Source organism: Streptococcus mitis, from assembly GCF_002005545.1.
In the GTDB taxonomy this organism is placed as follows: domain Bacteria; phylum Bacillota; class Bacilli; order Lactobacillales; family Streptococcaceae; genus Streptococcus; species Streptococcus mitis_I.
On the sequence record NZ_LBMT01000001.1, the window covers coordinates 954,170 to 972,985 of the forward strand.

Consider the following 18,816-nt stretch of genomic DNA (forward strand, 5'->3'; position numbering starts at 1 on the left):
CTTGTCAAGCAAAAAGAAGAATTGTTTTGGGAATCGTTTAAAAAATGGTATAATGAAAAGAAAACGATAAGGAGGGAAAGGATGCGTTGTCCAAAATGTGGGGCTACCAAGTCAAGTGTTATCGATAGTCGCCAAGCAGAAGAAGGGAACACCATTCGTAGAAGACGTGAGTGCGACGAATGCCAACACCGTTTTACAACCTACGAACGGGTAGAAGAAAGAACCTTAGTGGTTGTTAAAAAAGATGGCACACGGGAACAATTCTCCAGAGATAAAATCTTTAATGGAATTATCCGCTCAGCCCAGAAACGTCCTGTGTCAAGTGATGAAATCAACATGGTAGTCAATCGTATCGAACAGAAACTCCGTGGTCGAAATGAAAATGAAATTCAAAGTGAGGACATTGGTTCACTCGTCATGGAGGAGTTGGCTGAGTTGGATGAGATTACCTACGTACGTTTTGCTAGTGTCTATCGTAGTTTTAAGGATGTCAGTGAGTTAGAGAGCCTGCTCCAACAAATTACCCAGTCCTCTAAAAAGAAAAAGGAAAGATAAATGAAGCCAATTGACCGTTTTTCTTATCTAAAGAATAATCGGGTGTCGCAAGATACCTCATCTCTGGTACAGTGCTACCTCCCGATTATCGGTCAGGAGGCACTGAGCCTTTATCTTTATACAATCAGTTTTTGGGATAATGGTAGAAAGGAATACCTCTTTTCAAGTATTCTTAACCATCTCAACTTTGGGATGGATAGACTGATAAAATCTCTGAAAATCCTATCTGCTTTTAATCTCTTGACCCTCTATCAAAAGGGTGATACCTATCAGATAGTTATCCATGCTCCTCTTTCAAGTCAAGATTTCTTGGAGCATCCTGTTTATCGCAGACTTTTAGAGAAAAAAATTGGCGATGTCGCTGTGGAGGATTTGAGAGTTGAGAGTGCTGAGGGAGAAGAAATACCTGTCTCACTCAATCAAGTCTTTCCAGATTTGGCAGAATTAGGAAATCAAGAAGACCTTGGTCTCAAGAAGAAAGTGGCCAACGATTTTGACTTGGACCATTTTCGTCAGCTTATGGCTCGAGATGGGCTTCGTTTTGCGGATGATCAGTCAGATGTCTTAAACCTCTTTGCCATTGCCGAGGAGAAGAAATGGACTTGGTTTGAAACATATCAATTGGCTAAGTCAACAGCTGTTTCCCAGGTTATTTCAACCAAACGCATGCGGGAAAAAATTGCTCAAAAACCTGTTTCCTCTGACTTTAGTCCTAAGGAAACGACCATTATCAAAGAAGCCAAAAGTAAAACTGCCCTGCAGTTCTTGGCAGAAATCAAGCAAACACGCAAGGGGACCATTACCCAAACAGAAAGAGAACTCTTGCAACAGATGGCAGGTTTGGGCTTGCTGGACGAAGTCATCAATATTATTCTCTTGTTGACTTTTAATAAGGTGGATTCGGCAAATATCAATGAGAAATATGCCATGAAAGTAGCCAATGACTATGCCTATCAAAAGATTCATTCGGCAGAAGAGGCAGTCTTGCGCATCCGTGAGCGAGGGCAGAAGAGCCAGGCTCAAAAAAGCAGTAAACCGAGTCCTACCAAGTCCAATGTACCCAAGTGGAGCAATCCAGATTATAAGAATGAAACCAGCGAGGAAACTCGTCTGGAACTAGAACGTAAGAAACAAGAACTATTAGCTCGATTAGAAAAAGGAGGAGATTAGATGGAAAGTGTCGGAGACGTACTCAAACGTCAACCCAGCCGTTTTCATTATCAAGATTTGGTCCAGAAAATCATGAAGGACCCTGATGTTGCGGCCTTTATCCAGCAAGAATCCTTGACTCCAGAGGAATTGAATCGCAGTATCTCCAAGTTTAATCAATACATCACCGAGCGTGATAAGTTTCTCCGTGGGGATATGGATTATATTGCCAAAGGTTACAAGCCTATTTTGGTCATGAACCACGGCTATGCGGATGTTTCTTATGAAGAAACTCCTGAACTAATCGCAGCGGAAAAAGAAGCGGCTATTAAGAATCGTCTCAAGTTAATCAATCTGCCAGCCAGTCTCAGGAAAGCTAGTTTGGCTCAAGTTGACTTGGATGATTTGGAGCGCTTGCCAGTTTTTGAAAAGCTATTAGCCTTCGTGGAGCAATATCCAGCTATTCGAAAAGGTCTTTACTTATATGGAGACTTTGGTGTGGGTAAAAGTTTCATGGTGGCTGCCTTAGCCCATGATTTATCAGAAAAACGCGGTGTTTCATCCACTCTCCTCCACTATCCTAGCTTTGTCATTGATGTCAAAAATGCTATCGGTGATGGCAATGTCAAGACCTTGGTGGATGAGATTAAGCTTTCTGAAGTCCTGATTTTAGATGATATTGGTGCCGAGCAATCAACAGCTTGGGTACGTGATGAAATCCTGCAAGTCATTCTTCAATATCGGATGCAGGAAAATTTACCGACCTTTTTCACCTCCAACTTCAACTTTGAAGAATTGGAGCAGCATTTCGCTAAAGGGAAACATGGAAATGACGAAACCTGGGAAGCTAGACGGGTCATGGAACGCATCCGTTATTTGGCTGAGGAGACTCGTTTAGAAGGAGTAAACCGTCGATGACAGAAACGATTAAACTGATGAAAGCTCATAAGTCTGTTCGAAGATTTAAGGAACAAGTCCTTCCTCAAGAAGACTTGACTGAAATCCTGACAGCAGCCCAGATGGCCTCGTCTTGGAAGAATTTCCAATCCTACTCTGTGATTGTGGTACGAAGTCAAGAAAAGAAAGATGCCTTGTATGAATTGGTGCCTCAAGAAGCCATTCGCCAGTCAGCTGTTTTTCTTCTCTTTGTCGGGGATTTGAACAGAGCAGAAAAGGGAGCACGACTCCATACGGATACATTCCAACCTCAAGGTGTGGAAGGTCTCTTGATTAGTTCGGTCGATGCGGCTCTTGCTGGTCAAAATGCCCTGCTGGCAGCTGAAAGCTTGGGCTATGGCGGTGTCATTATTGGCTTGGTGCGTTACAAGTCAGAAGAAGTGGCAGAGCTTTTTAACCTGCCTGACTACACCTATCCTGTCTTTGGGATGGCACTAGGTGTGCCAAATCAAGAACATGAAGTCAAACCTCGCTTGCCATTGAATCAAGTGGTATTTGAGGAAGAATACCGAGAACAGTCAACTGATGCAATCCAAGCTTATGACCGTGTACAGGCTGACTATGCTGGTTCGCGTGCGACCACAAGCTGGAGTCAGCGTCTAGCAGAACAGTTTGGTCAAGCTGAACCAAGCTCAACTAGAAAAAATCTTGAACAGAAGAAGTTATTGTAGAAAGTGAGAAATTATGGCCCTACCAACTATTGCCATTGTAGGACGTCCCAATGTTGGGAAATCAACCCTATTTAATCGGATCGCTGGTGAGCGAATCTCCATTGTAGAAGATGTCGAAGGAGTGACACGTGACCGTATCTATGCAACGGGTGAGTGGCTCAATCGTTCCTTTAGCATGATTGATACAGGAGGAATCGATGATGTCGATGCTCCTTTCATGGAACAAATCAAGCACCAGGCAGAAATTGCCATGGAAGAAGCAGATGTTATCGTCTTTGTCGTGTCTGGTAAGGAAGGAATTACCGATGCGGACGAATACGTAGCCCGTAAGCTTTATAAGACCCACAAACCAGTTATCCTCGCAGTCAACAAGGTGGACAACCCTGAAATGCGAAATGATATCTATGATTTTTATGCCCTTGGTTTGGGTGAACCACTGCCTATCTCATCTGTCCATGGTATCGGTACAGGGGATGTGCTAGATGCCATCGTAGAAAATCTTCCAAATGAATATGAAGAAGAAAACCCAGATGTCATTAAGTTTAGCTTGATTGGTCGTCCTAACGTCGGAAAATCAAGCTTGATCAATGCTATTTTGGGCGAAGACCGTGTCATTGCTAGTCCAGTTGCTGGAACAACTCGTGACGCCATTGATACCCACTTTACAGATACAGATGGTCAAGAGTTTACCATGATTGATACGGCTGGTATGCGTAAGTCTGGTAAGGTTTATGAAAATACTGAGAAATATTCTGTCATGCGTGCCATGCGAGCTATTGACCGTTCAGATGTAGTCTTGATGGTCATCAATGCGGAAGAGGGCATCCGTGAATACGACAAGCGTATCGCAGGATTTGCCCATGAAGCTGGTAAAGGAATGATTATCGTGGTCAACAAGTGGGATACTCTTGAAAAAGACAACCATACTATGAAAAACTGGGAAGAAGATATCCGTGAGCAGTTCCAATACCTGCCTTACGCACCGATTATCTTTGTATCAGCTTTGACCAAGCAACGCCTCCACAAACTTCCTGAGATGATTAAGCAAATCAGTGAAAGTCAAAATACACGTATTCCATCAGCTGTCTTGAACGATGTGATCATGGATGCTATTGCCATTAACCCAACACCGACAGACAAAGGAAAACGTCTTAAGATTTTCTATGCGACTCAAGTGGCAACTAAACCACCAACCTTTGTTATCTTTGTCAATGAAGAAGAACTTATGCACTTTTCTTACCTGCGTTTCTTGGAAAATCAAATCCGCAAGGCCTTTGTCTTTGAAGGAACACCGATTCATCTCATCGCAAGAAAACGTAAATAAAAAAGTAGAATCTGGAATGACATTTCCAGATTTTTTTGATAGAATGAAGTTGAAGAAAACGCTATCAAATAGAGGGGGCTGGTGATGAAACATTTGTTTAAATTCTTACTTTTAGCACCTTACTTTTATTTTGATAACTGGATTGAAAAGGCCAACAGAAATAGTAAATTTTTCCCGATTTTTTACTATTTTTACTGGGTTTACATCCCCCTCTATGCTCTTTTTAGCCTTGCTTGGACAGTTGTTTCAGTTCTGTTTTTCAATATCGTCTTGAGAAATTTGACAGATATCAAGTTATGGGGCATTTGGTTTCTTTTTATTCTGCTAGCTATTGGTCTGAATTGGTTAACTTATTCCTGTTTCAAAAAAATGCTTAGACTAAGAAAGGAGTTAGGAAAGTCTAAGGGTGGAAGGCATTGATTTATACTCTTAGAAAATCTCTTCAAACCACGTCAACGTCGCCTTGCCGTAGGTATGGTTACTGACTTCGTCAGTTCTATCCACAACCTCAAAACAGTGTTTTGAGCTGACTTCGTCAGTCTTATCTACAACCTCAAAGCAGTTCTTTGAGCAACCTACGGCTAGTTTCCTAGTTTGCTCTTTGATTTTCATTGAGTATTATATTACTTTCTATTTGTAGGAGGTAGCTTATGAAGATTCCTCTCTTAACTTTGGCAAGGAATAAATTTGTTTATGTCTTGCTTACTTTGATTTTTCTTGCTTTGGTTTATCGTGATTTCTTGATGACTTATTTCTTTTTTGATATTCATGCGCCTGATCTAGCCAAATTCGATGGACAAGCAATTAAAAATGACTTATTAAAATCAGCTTTAGATTTTCGTATTCTCCAGTTCAATCTAGGCTTTTATCAATCATTTATTATTCCAATCATCATTTCTTTGCTAGGTTTTCGATATATTGAGCTGAAAAATAAAGTTTTACGATTGAGTATTGGAAGAGAAGTGAGTTATCAAGGGTTAAAAAGAAAGTTGACTTTTCAAGTTGCAAGTATCCCTTGTGTGATATATTTAGTGACTGTGCTGATAATTGCAATCGTAACCTATTTCTTTGGGACTTTTTCTCCTCTGGAATGGAATTCCCTATTTTCTGATGGAAGTAGTTTACAAAGGCTTCTAGATGGAGAAATAAAAAGTTATTTGTTTTTTATGTGTGTCCTTCTAATCGGTATCTTCATCAATACGGTCTATTTTTTAAAAATAGTTGATTATTTAGGAAATGTGACTCGTTCGGCAATCGCCTATTTGATGTTTCTTTGGCTTGGTTCTATGTTACTCTATAGTGCCTTGCCTTACTATATGGTTCCTATGACGAGTTTGATGCAAGCTAGCTATGGGGATGTAAGTTTGATGAAACTCTTTACTCCTTATATCCTTTATATTGTCCCTTATATGGTGCTTGAAAAATATGAAGATAATGTTTAAGAATTTTAACAATATTTTGCTAAAGAGAAAGATCGTTTTACTACTTCGTATAGTTCTGATGATGATTTTGATTAACTATCTATTGTCAACAGCGGTTCAAAAGCAGGATGTTTCTCTCTTTTTCAAGAGGGAATTGATTTCAATCTTTTCCTATAATGACTATTCTGAATTAAATTTAGAAATCCCCAAACTCTTGTTAAACCTTTCGCTTTTCATGGTAGGATGGCTCTCTGTCATTTTACTTGAAAGTGATTTGGCAGACCATTACCATCACTTGATTCGCTATCAATCAAGCTCCTTTTTCGATTATACAAGGAAACGATTGCTTCTTATTTCTAAATTTTTTATTCAAGATTTATTTGTCTGGTTTCTTGGTTTACTTCCTCTAGGAATTCATTTCAAAACAGTCGCACTTTTCTTTTTACTTGCTCAGTTAATGATCTTGTATTTGTTACTGTCTTATCTGATAGCACTTATTAGTGTAGGCGCTAGTTTTTCCTTTTTTCTCTATTTTTTAGCATTTGTGGGACAAGAATGGATGATGGATCATATTGTGATAGTATATTTAGGACTCTTAAGTTTATTAGTTATCTTGATTGTTAGTCGCTTGGAAGAGAAATTTAAGAAAGGATAAACGATGAGACTTGAAATTATAAATGGACAGAAAATTTATGGGAAAAGACCTATTTTAAATCAGTTAAATCTGGTCTTTCAATCAGGAAAAATTTATGGCCTTAAAGGTGATAATGGATCTGGCAAGACGGTTCTTTTAAAGGTACTTGCTGGTTATATTAAGCTTGACAAAGGAAAAGTTCTTCAAGATGGTAAAGTTTACGGGGTGAAAAATCATTATATTCAGGATGCAGGGATTTTAATCGAAAAGGTAGAGTTTCTATCTCATTTATCCCTGAGAGAAAATTTGGAACTGTTAAGGTATTTTTCATCTAAAGTTACGGAAAAAAGAATTGCCTATTGGATTCAATACTATGATTTACAGGAATTTGAAGACATTGAATACCGTCATTTATCCTTAGGAACGAAACAAAAAATGGCTTTGATTCAAGCCTTTATTGCCGAACCTTCTATACTCTTTCTCGATGAACCTATGAATGCTTTGGATGAGAAGAGTGTGAGGTTAACCAAACAGGTCATTTTATCTTACCTGAAAAAAGAAAATGGTTTGGTTATCCTGACTTCGCATATATCGGAAGATATTTCAGATCTTTGTACAGATGTATTAGTTGTCGAAAATGGGCATATACAATATTTAAAGGATATACAATCCTAGGAGGTGGCTTATGGAACATCTAAAATCATTTATTACACGCTATTCCAAGGTTTATATTGGTTTAGTTCTGCTGATCTGGCTGGCTTTCTTCTTTGTTCCTTGGGATAAACCAGTTCTGGGAATATCTATCAATCTCTTAATCATGCAGAAAGTTTTACTAGTTTTTGGTATTCTGTCTATTTTGATGGCCTTGCTGTCCAAGAAAGTCAGTCTCTTTGTTTTTGGATTGATCTGCTGTTTTTCTCTTTGGATAAATCTATTTATCCTATTTGCGATTTTGCCGATTTTTGTTGGCAATTAAATCATCATAAAAGTCAGAGAGGTTAGCTTGGAAACTAGCCTCTTTTTCCTTTTCAAAATGGGGATTCTTCCTTGAAAATAATCAGTAATTGTGCTAAAATTAAAAGAACATTCTAAAATATTCGGAATTTAAAGTAAGGAAAAACATGGCTAATATTTTAAAAACAATTATCGAAAATGATAAAGGAGAAATCCGTCGTCTGGAAAAGATGGCTGACAAGGTTTTCAAATACGAAGACCAAATGGCTGCTTTGACTGATGACCAACTAAAAGCAAAAACAGTTGAATTTAAAGAACGTTATCAAAATGGAGAATCACTGGATTCATTGCTTTATGAAGCATTTGCGGTTGTCCGTGAGGGTGCCAAACGTGTCCTAGGCCTCTTCCCATATAAGGTTCAGGTCATGGGGGGAATCGTTCTTCACCATGGTGACGTGCCAGAAATGCGTACAGGGGAAGGGAAAACCTTGACTGCGACCATGCCCGTATACCTCAATGCCCTTTCAGGTAAAGGGGTTCACGTAGTTACGGTCAATGAATACCTATCAGAACGTGACGCGACTGAGATGGGTGAATTGTACTCATGGCTTGGTTTGTCAGTAGGAATCAACTTGGCTGCCAAATCTCCAATGGAGAAAAAAGAAGCCTATGAGTGTGATATCACTTATTCAACCAACTCAGAAATCGGATTTGACTACCTTCGTGACAACATGGTTGTTCGCGCTGAAAACATGGTACAACGTCCGCTTAACTATGCCTTGGTCGATGAGGTTGACTCAATCTTGATTGACGAGGCGCGTACACCTTTGATCGTATCAGGTGCTAATGCGGTTGAAACTAGTCAGTTGTATCACATGGCAGACCACTATGTAAAATCTTTGGACAAAGACGACTACATCATCGATGTGCAGTCTAAGACTATTGGTTTGTCTGATTCAGGGATTGACAAGGCTGAAAGCTACTTCAAACTTGAAAACCTCTATGACATCGAAAACGTAGCTTTGACTCACTTTATCGATAACGCCCTTCGTGCCAACTACATCATGCTTCTCGATATTGACTATGTGGTGAGCGAAGAACAAGAAATCTTGATCGTTGACCAATTTACAGGTCGTACCATGGAAGGTCGTCGTTATTCTGATGGATTGCACCAAGCCATTGAAGCTAAAGAAGGTGTGCCAATTCAGGATGAAACCAAGACATCTGCCTCAATTACTTACCAAAACCTTTTCCGTATGTACAAGAAATTGTCTGGTATGACGGGTACAGGTAAGACTGAGGAAGAAGAATTCCGTGAAATTTACAACATTCGTGTTATTCCAATCCCAACAAACCGTCCTGTTCAACGTATTGACCACTCAGACCTTCTTTATGCAAGTATCGAGGCTAAGTTTAAGGCGGTTGTCGAAGACGTTAAGGCTCGTTACCAAAAAGGTCAGCCTGTCTTGGTTGGTACAGTAGCGGTTGAAACTAGTGATTACATTTCTAAGAAATTGGTCGCAGCTGGCGTTCCTCACGAAGTCTTGAATGCTAAGAACCACTACAAAGAAGCCCAAATCATTATGAATGCTGGTCAACGTGGTGCTGTTACCATTGCGACTAACATGGCCGGTCGTGGTACCGACATCAAGCTTGGTGAAGGGGTTCGTGAACTTGGAGGACTTTGTGTTATTGGTACAGAGCGTCATGAAAGCCGTCGTATCGATAATCAGCTTCGTGGACGTTCAGGTCGTCAAGGAGACCCAGGTGAGTCACAATTCTACCTATCTCTTGAAGATGATTTGATGAAACGTTTTGGTTCTGAACGTTTGAAGGGAATCTTTGAACGCTTGAACATGTCTGAAGAGGCGATTGAGTCTCGTATGTTGACGCGTCAGGTTGAGGCAGCGCAAAAACGTGTTGAAGGAAATAACTACGATACCCGTAAACAAGTCCTTCAATACGATGATGTTATGCGTGAACAACGTGAGATTATCTACGCTCAACGTTACGACGTTATCACTGCAGATCGTGACTTGGCACCTGAAATTCACTCTATGATCAAACGCACGATTGGTCGTGTCGTTGATGGTCATGCGCGTGCAAAACAAGATGAAAAACTAGAAGCAATTTTGAACTTTGCTAAGTATAACTTGCTTCCAGAAGATTCTATTACGATAGAAGACTTGTCAGGCTTGTCTGATAAGGCCATCAAGGAAGAGCTTTTCCAACGTGCCTTGCAAGTTTACGATAGTCAGGTTTCAAAATTACGCGATGAAGAAGCAGTTAAAGAGTTCCAAAAAGTCTTGATTCTACGAGTGGTAGATAACAAGTGGACAGATCATATCGATGCCCTCGATCAATTGCGTAACGCGGTTGGACTTCGTGGCTATGCTCAGAACAACCCTGTTGTTGAGTATCAGGCAGAAGGTTTCCGTATGTTTAATGACATGATTGGTTCGATTGAGTTTGATGTGACACGCTTGATGATGAAAGCACAAATTCATGAACAAGAAAGACCACAAGCAGAACACCATATCAGTACAACAGCGACCCGCAATATCGCTGCCCACCAAGCAAATATACCAGAAGATTTGGATTTGAGCCAGATTGGACGGAATGAACTTTGCCCATGTGGTTCTGGTAAGAAGTTTAAAAACTGTCACGGTAAAAGACAATAAAATGAGATAGTTTAGAGGCGGATACCTTGTGAAAAGTAAATTTTTACTTGGTATCCGTTTGATTTATAAGGAGATGAGTTATGGTATTTACAGCAAAAAGTCCTAAAATTAATATTGAAGAAGTTCGTGCCTTATCAAAATTAGAAGGCCAAGCTTTGGAGAGAAAATCACAGCGCGATCAAGAGCTAGAAGCCATTATACGTGGAGAAGACCAGCGGATTCTCTTGGTAATCGGGCCATGCTCATCTGACAATGAAGAAGCTGTTCTTGAATACGCTAAGCGTTTGGCACTCCTGCAAGAAGAAGTGGCAGACCGTATCTTTATGGTTATGCGTGTTTATACTGCCAAACCCCGTACCAACGGAGATGGCTATAAGGGCTTGATTCACCAGCCTAACGCGACAGAAGCGCCTAGTCTTATCAACGGAATCAAAGCTGTTCGCCATCTTCACTATCGTGTTATCACAGAAACAGGTATGACAACGGCTGATGAAATGCTTTATCCTGAAAATCTTCCGCTTGTGGATGATTTGATTTCTTACATGGCAGTTGGTGCTCGTTCGGTTGAAGACCAGCAACATCGCTTTGTGGCAAGTGGGGCAGATTTCGCGACTGGGTTTAAAAATCCAACATCTGGAAATCTCAATGTTATGTTTAATGGGATTTATGCTGCTCAAAACAAACAAAGTTTCCTTTTCCTAGGGAAAGAAGTGGAAACAACTGGGAACCCGCTTTCGCACGCCATTCTTCGTGGAGCAATCAATGAGTATGGTAAGAATATTCCTAACTACTACTATGATAATTTGATGGATACCATTGCTCAGTATGAGAAGATGGGCTTGGAAAATCCCTTTATCATTGTGGATACCAATCATGACAACTCTGGTAAGCAATATATGGACCAGATTCGAATTGTCCGCCAGACCTTGATTAACCGTGATTGGAATGAAAAAATCAAGCAGTACGTTCGTGGCTTTATGATTGAGTCTTATCTAGAAGACGGCCGTCAAAACGAACCGGAAGTATTTGGCAAGTCTATCACGGACCCTTGCCTTGGCTGGGAGAATACGGAAGCCCTCGTCAGAGAAATCTACCAAACGCTAGGAGAATAAGATGGCATTTATTGAAAAAGGTCAAGAAATTGATATTGAAGCAATCAAAGCAGAAACCCAATTGTCTGCGGAAGCCTTGCGACTAAAGGAGCGTCGTGATAGAGAAATGGCAGACATCATTTCAGGAGAAGATGACCGGATCCTTTTGGTGATTGGTCCTTGCTCTTCTGATAATGAAGAGGCTGTCTTGGAATATGCCCGCCGTTTGTCCGCCTTGCAAAAGAAGGTGGCGGACAAGATTTTCATGGTTATGCGTGTTTATACAGCTAAACCTCGTACAAACGGAGACGGCTATAAAGGCTTGGTACACCAACCAGATACTTCAAAAGCTCCAAGTTTGATTAACGGCTTGCAGGCTGTACGCCAGTTGCATTACCGCGTGATTACAGAGACTGGTTTGACAACGGCAGATGAGATGCTTTATCCGTCAAATCTGGTTTTGGTAGATGATTTGGTTAGCTACCATGCTGTTGGGGCTCGTTCTGTGGAAGACCAAGAGCACCGCTTTGTGGCCTCAGGGATTGATGCACCAGTCGGGATGAAAAATCCAACCTCTGGAAATCTTGGTGTCATGTTTAATGGCATCTATGCTGCTCAAAACAAACAGACCTTCCTCTTCCACGGTCAAGAAGTTGAAACTTCAGGAAATCCCTTGGCCCACGTCATCCTTCGTGGCGCAGTTAATGAATATGGGAAAAATGAGCCTAACTTTTACTATGAAACCTTGCTAAATGCTATTGAACGTTATGAGACCATGGGACTTGAAAATCCCTTTATCCTCATTGATACCAACCATGATAATTCAGGAAAGCAATATATGGAGCAGATTCGAATTGTTCGCCAGACCTTGCAAAATCGTGATTGGAATGAGAAGATTAAAAAGACAGTTCGAGGCTTTATGATTGAGTCTTACCTAGCAGATGGTCGTCAAAATCAACCAGAGGTCTTTGGTTGCTCTATTACCGATCCTTGCCTAGGTTGGGAAAATACAGAGGTCTTGGTCGAAGAAATCTATGCTACCTTGACAAAATAAGTGAAAAGGATGGAGTTGGGGAATCTCAACTCCTTTTGATGAGAATGATAGTTGGACATGGAATTGACATCGAAGAATTAGCTTCGATAGAAAGCGCAGTTACACGACATGAAGGTTTTGCTAAGCGCGTGCTGACCGCTAAGGAAATGGAACGGTTTAACAGTCTTAAAGGGCGCAGGCAAATAGAATATTTGGCTGGTCGCTGGTCGGCTAAAGAAGCCTTTTCCAAGGCCATGGGAACTGGTATTGGCAAGCTCGGTTTTCAGGATTTGGAAGTCTTGAACAATGAACGCGGGGCTCCTTATTTTAGTCAGTCACCATTTTCAGGAAAGATTTGGCTGTCTATCAGCCACACAGATCAGTTTGTGACAGCCAGTGTCATTTTGGAGGAAAATCATGAAAGCTAGTCCGCATAGACCAACTAAGGCTCTGATTCATCTGGGAGCTATTCGACAAAATATTCAGCAAATGGGGGCTCATATCCCTCAAGGAACGCTCAAATTTGCAGTAGTCAAGGCTAATGCCTATGGGCATGGGGCTGTTGCTGTTGCGACGGCTATTCAAGATGATGTTGATGGTTTTTGCGTTTCCAATATTGATGAAGCCATTGAACTCAGACAGGCTGGACTCAGCAAACGAATCCTCATTTTAGGAGTTTCTGAAATCGAAGCTGTTGCTCTAGCTAAAGAATACGACATCACCTTGACTGTGGCTGGACTGGAGTGGGTTCAAGCACACTTAGATAAGGAAGCTGATCTAACTGGATTGACAGTCCACCTCAAGATTGATTCAGGCATGGGACGGATTGGTTTTAGAGAGGCTAGTGAGGCTGAGCAGGCTCAAAACTTGCTTCAACAACACGGTGCCCGTGTTGAAGGGATTTTTACCCACTTTGCTACTGCAGACGAGGAATCAGATACCTACTTTAATGCCCAGTTAGAACGGTTTAAAACTATTTTAGCTAGTATGAAAGGTCTTCCAGACTTGGTTCATGCCAGTAATTCGGCAACGACTCTTTGGCATGCAGAGACTATTTTCAATGCGGTTCGTATGGGAGATGCCATGTATGGTCTCAATCCAAGTGGAGAGGTTTTGAACTTACCCTATGACTTGACTCCGGCCTTGACCTTGGAATCTGCTCTAGTTCATGTCAAGACAGTTCCATCTGGAGCTTGCATGGGCTACGGAGCTACCTATCAGGCGGACAGCGAGCAAGTCATCGCGACCGTGCCAATTGGCTATGCGGATGGTTGGACACGAGATATGCAAAATTTCGCTGTCTTGGTAGATGGCCAAGCTTGCCCAATCGTTGGGCGAGTTTCGATGGACCAAATCACCATTCGTCTGCCTAAGCCTTACCCACTCGGAACTAAGGTAACTTTGATTGGTTCTAACGGGGGCAAGGAAATCACAGCTACTCAGGTAGCGGCCTACCGTGGGACTATTAACTATGAGGTGGTTTGTCTTCTCAGCGACCGCATTCCGAGAGAATATTATTAGAAAAGAAAGGAGTGGAGCATGAATCTACATCAACCCTTGCATGTCTTACCTGGTGTGGGACCAAAGTCAGCAGAGAAATACGCCAAACTAGGAATTGAAAACTTGCAAGACCTCTTGCTCTACTTTCCTTTCCGATATGAAGATTTCAAAACTAAGCAAGTGCTGGAACTGGAAGACGGGGAGAAGGCGGTTCTGTCTGGTCAAGTCGTGACTCCGGCTAGTGTCCAGTATTATGGTTTCAAGCGCAATCGCCTGCGCTTTAGCCTCAAGCAGGGAGAAATTGTTTTTGCGGTGAATTTCTTTAACCAACCTTATCTGGCTGATAAGATAGAGTTGGGAGCAACTCTTGCCGTATTTGGAAAATGGGACCGCGCCAAGGCTAGTCTGACTGGGATGAAGGTTTTGGCTCAGGTGGAAGATGACCTCCAACCAGTCTATCGATTGGCTCAAGGAATCAGTCAAGCCAGTCTGGTAAAGGTCATTAAGACAGCCTTTGATCAGGGACTGGACCTCTTGATTGAGGAAAATCTGCCCCAGTCCTTGCTGGACAAATACAAACTCATGTCCCGTTGTCAGGCAGTCCGAGCTATGCATTTTCCTAAGGATTTGGCAGAATACAAGCAGGCTCTTCGCCGTATCAAGTTTGAGGAACTCTTTTATTTCCAAATGCAATTGCAGACGCTCAAGTCTGAAAATAGAGTTCAAGGAAGTGGTCTGGTTCTGAATTGGTCTCAGGAAAAAGTGACAGCTGTCGAAGAAAGACTGCCTTTTGCCCTGACCCCTGCTCAGGAAAAGAGTTTGCAGGAAATTTTGACCGACATGAAGTCCGACCACCACATGAATCGTCTCCTACAAGGGGATGTGGGGAGCGGAAAAACGGTGGTCGCTGGCTTGGCCATGTTTGCGGCAGTGACAGCTGGCTATCAGTCTGCTCTCATGGTACCAACAGAAATCCTTGCAGAGCAACATTTTGAGAGTTTACAGAACCTCTTTCCAGACTTGAAACTGGCTCTTTTGACAGGTTCCTTGAAAGCTGCAGAAAAGAGAGAAGTCTTGGAGACTATTGCCAAGGGTGGGGCTGATTTGATTATCGGAACCCACGCTCTGATTCAGGATGGGGTAGATTATGCTCGTCTGGGCTTGATTATCATCGATGAGCAGCACCGATTTGGTGTGGGACAAAGAAGAATCCTACGAGAAAAAGGCGACAACCCAGATGTCCTCATGATGACGGCGACTCCCATTCCACGAACTTTGGCTATCACAGCCTTTGGCGATATGGATGTTTCCATAATCGATCAGATGCCTGCGGGTCGGAAACCCATTGTGACACGTTGGATTAAACATGAGCAACTGCCTCAGGTCTTGACTTGGTTAGAGGGGGAAATCCAAAAAGGTTCTCAAGCTTATGTCATCTCTCCCTTGATTGAAGAATCAGAAGCTCTGGATTTGAAAAATGCCATTGCCTTATCAGAGGAGTTGACAGTTCATTTTGCAGGCAAGGCAGAGGTGGCTCTTTTACATGGTAAGATGAAGAGTGACGAAAAAGACCAGATTATGCAGGAGTTCAAAGAGCGAAAAACGGATATTCTGGTTTCGACGACAGTTATCGAGGTCGGGGTTAATGTTCCCAATGCGACTGTCATGATTATCATGGATGCGGATCGATTCGGTCTTAGCCAGCTTCACCAGCTCAGGGGTCGTGTTGGTCGGGGGGACAAGCAGTCCTACGCTGTCCTTGTTGCTAATCCCAAGACGGATTCTGGGAAAGACCGCATGCGCATCATGACAGAAACCACCAATGGATTTGTCCTTGCGGAGGAAGATTTGAAAATGCGTGGTTCAGGTGAGATTTTTGGAACCAGACAGTCAGGACTCCCAGAGTTCCAAGTAGCTGATATTATCGAAGATTTTCCGATTTTAGAAGAAGCCAGAAAGGTTGCTAGCTACATTAGTTCTATCGAAGGTTGGCAAGAGGATCCAGAGTGGCGCATGATTGCTTTTCATCTGGAAAAGAAAGAACATCTGGATTAAGCTTTCTCTAAGGAAAACTTAAGCTAGCTTTCAGGTTTGCCCCTTATACTAGAGTCATAAAAAAGAAACGAGGACTCTCAGATGACAGTAACGATTAAAGTAAATTACCAAACTACTTTCCAAAAGAAGGAAGTAACAAAATAAGATTGAATAGGAGAAAAAGGGCGGAAATGCTCTTTTTTTGTTTCTAAAAGCACAATTTATTGAATCTAAAATAGCACACTGCGGATTCTAAAAAATTTCTATAAATTATAGTAGATTGAATCCGAAATAGTCCACCGAGTTTTCTAAAACATTGCTAGAAATTAGCTTGAATTCCGCAATCAATTTGTTCAGTTTTTATTTCATTTAACTATAATTTGACTTTCCTAATTTCTTTGTTCATATCTTATTTCAATACACTATATCTTACTATTTCAGAGCCCGCATCTAGCATAACTAAAAAAACAGATTCTTCCATCTATTACGGAAAAATCTGTCATTGATTTAATGATTTACAAAAACTCCAACCACGGCTTGCGAACCTCGTCTTTTTTGGTTTCTCTATATTTTTTAGTTCTTATTTATGATGCTCTTTCAATAGTTCTTCAAACTCAGAGACAGTCATACTCAACTGTTGACTGGCAACTTCAGAAGGCAAAAGACCTTGACGGACTAGATTTAGTAGCATAGACAAACTTCCTTCAACTTTTCCACGCTCTAGGCCTTTTTCTTCGGCTCGTTCCAAGGCATATTCCTGTGCTAACAAGGCTTGTTCTTCGCGCATACGTAGTTGACTAAACATTTTCCTGTCCTCCTCGGACCAGCTCTTGTAGTCCAGCAGCTGGTCTGCCTGGCTAATGGCTCGCTCGGGTTCCTGGGTAAAGGGTTTATTACCGAAAAACTCCAACCACGGCTTGCGAATCCTATCTTTGCTGGTTTCTCTGTATTTTTTGAGTTCCAAGAATGCCATCTTGACTAAGTGGTTTTCTTGACCGTTATTTGTGATGGTCTTTCAATAGCGTCTCAAATTCAGCAATTGATATACCTAATTGCTGACTTGCTATCTCGGAAGTCAGAAGGCCTTGACAGACCATATCCAGAAAGGCAAAAAGTTTCCCTTCAACTTTTCCTCGTTCAAGTCCACGTTCTAACCCTTGTTCAATACCTTCTGCACGACCACGTTCCAACCCCTGTTCAATACCTTCTGCCCTAGCAGTTTCCAAGGCATAGTCTTGTGCTAACAATGCTTGTTCTTCGCGCATACGTAGTTGACTAAACATCTTCCTGTCCTCCTCAGACCAGCTCTTGTAGTCTAGCAGTTGATCTGCTTGGCTGATGGCTCGCTCAGGTTCTTGGGTAAAGGGCTTATTCCCGAAAAACTCCAACCACGGTTTGCGAATGCTATCTTTGCTGGTTTCTCTATATTTTTTTAATTCCAAGAACGCCATCTTGACTAGATGGTTTTCCTGACCGTTGTTTGTAATTGTTAAAGCCTCACCTGTCGTGTCCTCGCGCATGCTAAAGCTATGAAAAGCTAGGTCATCTGAGAAATAATTGCTGTCCACAATTGCAATAGCATAAACTGGTGCGATGTGTTTGTAACTCTGGTGGGTGTCACCTTCACGTTGACGAATTTTTTCAAGATTTTGATTGACCTGACTGCACAAATAAGCCCACAGGCGATTGATGAAAAAATTCTGATGATGCACCTGAATCTCAATGATTACTTGTGTCCCATTGTCTAACTCTGCCAAGACGTCTATACTGGTATAGAAATCCTGGGCTGAGTAAGGCACGGAAGGCAAGACATGAATATTGCTCCCCTCCAAAATGGTCACATTTTTGGCTGGCAAGTCCAGCATATCGCGGATAAATTGACAAGTGATTTCTGGATTGCTAAAGATTTTCTTAGCTACCAAGTCATTGGTTGGGCTAATGCCCGGATGTCTTAGAATCATCCATTCCCTCCTTCTATTATACCATATTTTAAAATCTAATTTTGCTAGATTCGATGGTTCTATCTATTTATTCGGAAAAAAGAGGATAAATGAAATAGTAAATAAAAAATAAGAACAGCAGATAAGCAATAAATTTTAAGATTATCTGTCTTCTCCGCTTATCTGATAATAAATAAGGTTCGCAATATAGCCTTTTCTCTCTACCCCATTTGCAACAGTCTTTAGATAGGACATTCCAGTCTTATCCATAACATGACCTGAAGCTGGGTTGAGACTGGTATATCGTGCTTTGACTTTTTGAAAACATGCTTGAGTAAAACAAAAGTCCAAGACAGATTTCAAAGCCTCCGTCATTATACCATTTCCCCAGTAAACCTTTCCTAGCACATAGCCAATTTCACAACTTGAATCATCCTCATCTATCTTAACGATACTGATATCTCCTATCACTTGCTCTGGGTTTTCTTTGAGGTAAATGGCCCATTTGTAATAGTTGGGATTGGCATAGGAAGCAACCCAATTACGAATTGAGTTTCGAGTGTTCTCAACATCAGGATGGGAATTCCAAGTAACATAGGTCAGATTCTCAGCAGACGAAGCCCAATTTTGAAACATGTCTTCCGCATCACTCTCCACAAATCTTCTCAAGATTAAACGGTTTGTCTGTAATATTTGCGTACCTATTGCTTTCATGATGTTACCTCGCTTTCTGGTGTGTGATTCTCTATTCAATATCCATTGAAACTATAGTATATCGAGATAAGCTGTAGACAAATCAACTGGGGCATTTACATTAATTTCTAAAAATACTTTAGAAGTTAATTGGTACTATTCTAGATTCAATTTATTAG

Annotated in this window: 19 protein-coding genes and 1 pseudogene; 16 read left to right on the top strand and 4 right to left on the bottom strand. The window is 41.4% G+C overall.

Going from position 1 to position 18,816, the window contains the following annotated elements; genetic code table 11:
* Nucleotides 1-81: 81 nt before the first annotated feature.
* The 6 genes from nrdR (at nucleotide 82) to QS39_RS05095 (ending at nucleotide 5,076) form a co-directional block, all read left to right on the top strand.
* On the top strand, nucleotides 82-555 hold the full coding sequence (nrdR, locus tag QS39_RS05070) for a transcriptional regulator NrdR (protein ID WP_001203672.1): 474 nt from the start codon (nucleotides 82-84) through the stop codon (nucleotides 553-555).
* Nucleotides 556-1,725, top strand: coding sequence for a DnaD domain protein (locus tag QS39_RS05075; RefSeq protein WP_077804799.1), 1,170 nt, complete (start codon nucleotides 556-558; stop codon nucleotides 1,723-1,725). It abuts the gene before it with no gap.
* Complete coding sequence (gene dnaI / locus QS39_RS05080) at nucleotides 1,726-2,622, top strand: primosomal protein DnaI (protein ID WP_077804800.1); 897 nt, start codon at nucleotides 1,726-1,728, stop codon at nucleotides 2,620-2,622.
* A complete protein-coding gene (locus tag QS39_RS05085) occupies nucleotides 2,619-3,332 on the top strand; it encodes an NADPH-dependent oxidoreductase (RefSeq protein ID WP_077804801.1) in 714 nt (237 codons plus the stop codon). Before dnaI ends, QS39_RS05085 begins: the two co-directional genes overlap by 4 nt.
* Before the next feature lie 13 nt (nucleotides 3,333-3,345).
* Entirely contained in the window at nucleotides 3,346-4,656 is a 1,311-nt protein-coding gene (der, locus tag QS39_RS05090) for a ribosome biogenesis GTPase Der (RefSeq protein WP_001207696.1), read from the top strand.
* An 84-nt stretch (nucleotides 4,657-4,740) separates the two neighbouring features.
* On the top strand, nucleotides 4,741-5,076 hold the full coding sequence (locus QS39_RS05095) for a hypothetical protein (protein WP_077804802.1): 336 nt from the start codon (nucleotides 4,741-4,743) through the stop codon (nucleotides 5,074-5,076).
* Between the two features lie 9 nt (nucleotides 5,077-5,085).
* Here the strand turns inward: QS39_RS05095 and QS39_RS05100 are convergent, their stop codons facing one another.
* Nucleotides 5,086-5,268 carry a hypothetical protein gene (locus QS39_RS05100; protein ID WP_077804803.1) on the bottom strand — a complete coding sequence of 61 codons (183 nt, stop codon included), beginning with the start codon at nucleotides 5,266-5,268 and terminating at the stop codon, nucleotides 5,086-5,088.
* Between the two features lie 38 nt (nucleotides 5,269-5,306).
* Between QS39_RS05100 and QS39_RS05105 the strand changes: the two genes are divergently transcribed.
* From QS39_RS05105 to recG, 10 genes are all read left to right on the top strand, one after another.
* Nucleotides 5,307-6,098 (top strand): hypothetical protein, encoded by a 792-nt coding sequence (locus QS39_RS05105; RefSeq protein ID WP_077804804.1) that lies wholly within the window; start codon nucleotides 5,307-5,309, stop codon nucleotides 6,096-6,098.
* A complete protein-coding gene (locus tag QS39_RS05110; protein ID WP_180375007.1) occupies nucleotides 6,091-6,732 on the top strand; it encodes a hypothetical protein in 642 nt (213 codons plus the stop codon). Before QS39_RS05105 ends, QS39_RS05110 begins: the two co-directional genes overlap by 8 nt.
* A gap of 3 nt (nucleotides 6,733-6,735) precedes the next feature.
* The gene (locus tag QS39_RS05115; RefSeq protein WP_023943779.1) at nucleotides 6,736-7,386 is read left to right on the top strand and encodes an ABC transporter ATP-binding protein; all 651 of its coding nucleotides are present in this window, start codon (nucleotides 6,736-6,738) and stop codon (nucleotides 7,384-7,386) included.
* A 10-nt stretch (nucleotides 7,387-7,396) separates the two neighbouring features.
* Complete coding sequence (locus QS39_RS05120; RefSeq protein ID WP_020903246.1) at nucleotides 7,397-7,687, top strand: SpeK protein; 291 nt, start codon at nucleotides 7,397-7,399, stop codon at nucleotides 7,685-7,687.
* 145 nt (nucleotides 7,688-7,832) lie between these two features.
* A complete protein-coding gene (secA, locus tag QS39_RS05125; protein ID WP_077804806.1) occupies nucleotides 7,833-10,346 on the top strand; it encodes a preprotein translocase subunit SecA in 2,514 nt (837 codons plus the stop codon).
* An 80-nt stretch (nucleotides 10,347-10,426) separates the two neighbouring features.
* A complete protein-coding gene (locus QS39_RS05130) occupies nucleotides 10,427-11,458 on the top strand; it encodes a 3-deoxy-7-phosphoheptulonate synthase (RefSeq protein ID WP_077804807.1) in 1,032 nt (343 codons plus the stop codon).
* 1 nt (nucleotide 11,459) lies between these two features.
* Nucleotides 11,460-12,491: a 3-deoxy-7-phosphoheptulonate synthase gene (locus QS39_RS05135; protein ID WP_077804808.1), complete on the top strand. Its 1,032-nt coding sequence runs from the start codon at nucleotides 11,460-11,462 to the stop codon at nucleotides 12,489-12,491.
* A gap of 44 nt (nucleotides 12,492-12,535) precedes the next feature.
* Entirely contained in the window at nucleotides 12,536-12,898 is a 363-nt protein-coding gene (gene acpS, locus QS39_RS05140; protein ID WP_033681488.1) for a holo-ACP synthase, read from the top strand.
* A complete protein-coding gene (gene alr / locus QS39_RS05145) occupies nucleotides 12,888-13,991 on the top strand; it encodes an alanine racemase (protein WP_077804809.1) in 1,104 nt (367 codons plus the stop codon). Before acpS ends, alr begins: the two co-directional genes overlap by 11 nt.
* 18 nt (nucleotides 13,992-14,009) lie before the next feature.
* Complete coding sequence (gene recG, locus QS39_RS05150; protein ID WP_077804810.1) at nucleotides 14,010-16,025, top strand: ATP-dependent DNA helicase RecG; 2,016 nt, start codon at nucleotides 14,010-14,012, stop codon at nucleotides 16,023-16,025.
* A 559-nt stretch (nucleotides 16,026-16,584) separates the two neighbouring features.
* Here recG and QS39_RS11160 read toward each other — a convergent pair.
* The 3 genes and pseudogenes from QS39_RS11160 to QS39_RS05170 form a co-directional block, all read right to left on the bottom strand.
* A pseudogene (locus QS39_RS11160) lies at nucleotides 16,585-17,016 on the bottom strand (Rpn family recombination-promoting nuclease/putative transposase); the annotation flags it as partial.
* Nucleotides 17,003-17,965 carry an Rpn family recombination-promoting nuclease/putative transposase gene (locus QS39_RS05165; RefSeq protein ID WP_077804812.1) on the bottom strand — a complete coding sequence of 321 codons (963 nt, stop codon included), beginning with the start codon at nucleotides 17,963-17,965 and terminating at the stop codon, nucleotides 17,003-17,005. The gene QS39_RS05165 and the pseudogene QS39_RS11160, both read right to left, overlap by 14 nt.
* A 141-nt stretch (nucleotides 17,966-18,106) precedes the next feature.
* Nucleotides 18,107-18,658 (bottom strand): GNAT family N-acetyltransferase, encoded by a 552-nt coding sequence (locus tag QS39_RS05170; protein ID WP_077804813.1) that lies wholly within the window; start codon nucleotides 18,656-18,658, stop codon nucleotides 18,107-18,109.
* Nucleotides 18,659-18,816: the final 158 nt, after the last annotated feature.

What these genes read in the sequence shown, in the direction of transcription:
- QS39_RS05120 (WP_020903246.1), top strand. Translation starts at nt 7,397, where the DNA reads ATGGAACATCTAAAATCATTTATTACACGCTATTCCAAGGTTTATATT.
- secA (WP_077804806.1), top strand. Translation starts at nt 7,833, where the DNA reads ATGGCTAATATTTTAAAAACAATTATCGAAAATGATAAAGGAGAAATC.
- QS39_RS05165 (WP_077804812.1), bottom strand. Translation starts at nt 17,965, where the DNA reads ATGATTCTAAGACATCCGGGCATTAGCCCAACCAATGACTTGGTAGCT.
- QS39_RS05115 (WP_023943779.1), top strand. Translation starts at nt 6,736, where the DNA reads ATGAGACTTGAAATTATAAATGGACAGAAAATTTATGGGAAAAGACCT.
- recG (WP_077804810.1), top strand. Translation starts at nt 14,010, where the DNA reads ATGAATCTACATCAACCCTTGCATGTCTTACCTGGTGTGGGACCAAAG.
- QS39_RS05075 (WP_077804799.1), top strand. Translation starts at nt 556, where the DNA reads ATGAAGCCAATTGACCGTTTTTCTTATCTAAAGAATAATCGGGTGTCG.
- QS39_RS05095 (WP_077804802.1), top strand. Translation starts at nt 4,741, where the DNA reads ATGAAACATTTGTTTAAATTCTTACTTTTAGCACCTTACTTTTATTTT.
- QS39_RS05100 (WP_077804803.1), bottom strand. Translation starts at nt 5,268, where the DNA reads ATGAAAATCAAAGAGCAAACTAGGAAACTAGCCGTAGGTTGCTCAAAG.
- QS39_RS05130 (WP_077804807.1), top strand. Translation starts at nt 10,427, where the DNA reads ATGGTATTTACAGCAAAAAGTCCTAAAATTAATATTGAAGAAGTTCGT.
- QS39_RS05170 (WP_077804813.1), bottom strand. Translation starts at nt 18,658, where the DNA reads ATGAAAGCAATAGGTACGCAAATATTACAGACAAACCGTTTAATCTTG.
- QS39_RS05085 (WP_077804801.1), top strand. Translation starts at nt 2,619, where the DNA reads ATGACAGAAACGATTAAACTGATGAAAGCTCATAAGTCTGTTCGAAGA.
- nrdR (WP_001203672.1), top strand. Translation starts at nt 82, where the DNA reads ATGCGTTGTCCAAAATGTGGGGCTACCAAGTCAAGTGTTATCGATAGT.
- der (WP_001207696.1), top strand. Translation starts at nt 3,346, where the DNA reads ATGGCCCTACCAACTATTGCCATTGTAGGACGTCCCAATGTTGGGAAA.
- QS39_RS05105 (WP_077804804.1), top strand. Translation starts at nt 5,307, where the DNA reads ATGAAGATTCCTCTCTTAACTTTGGCAAGGAATAAATTTGTTTATGTC.
- alr (WP_077804809.1), top strand. Translation starts at nt 12,888, where the DNA reads ATGAAAGCTAGTCCGCATAGACCAACTAAGGCTCTGATTCATCTGGGA.
- dnaI (WP_077804800.1), top strand. Translation starts at nt 1,726, where the DNA reads ATGGAAAGTGTCGGAGACGTACTCAAACGTCAACCCAGCCGTTTTCAT.
- acpS (WP_033681488.1), top strand. Translation starts at nt 12,536, where the DNA reads ATGATAGTTGGACATGGAATTGACATCGAAGAATTAGCTTCGATAGAA.
- QS39_RS05135 (WP_077804808.1), top strand. Translation starts at nt 11,460, where the DNA reads ATGGCATTTATTGAAAAAGGTCAAGAAATTGATATTGAAGCAATCAAA.
- QS39_RS05110 (WP_180375007.1), top strand. Translation starts at nt 6,091, where the DNA reads ATGTTTAAGAATTTTAACAATATTTTGCTAAAGAGAAAGATCGTTTTA.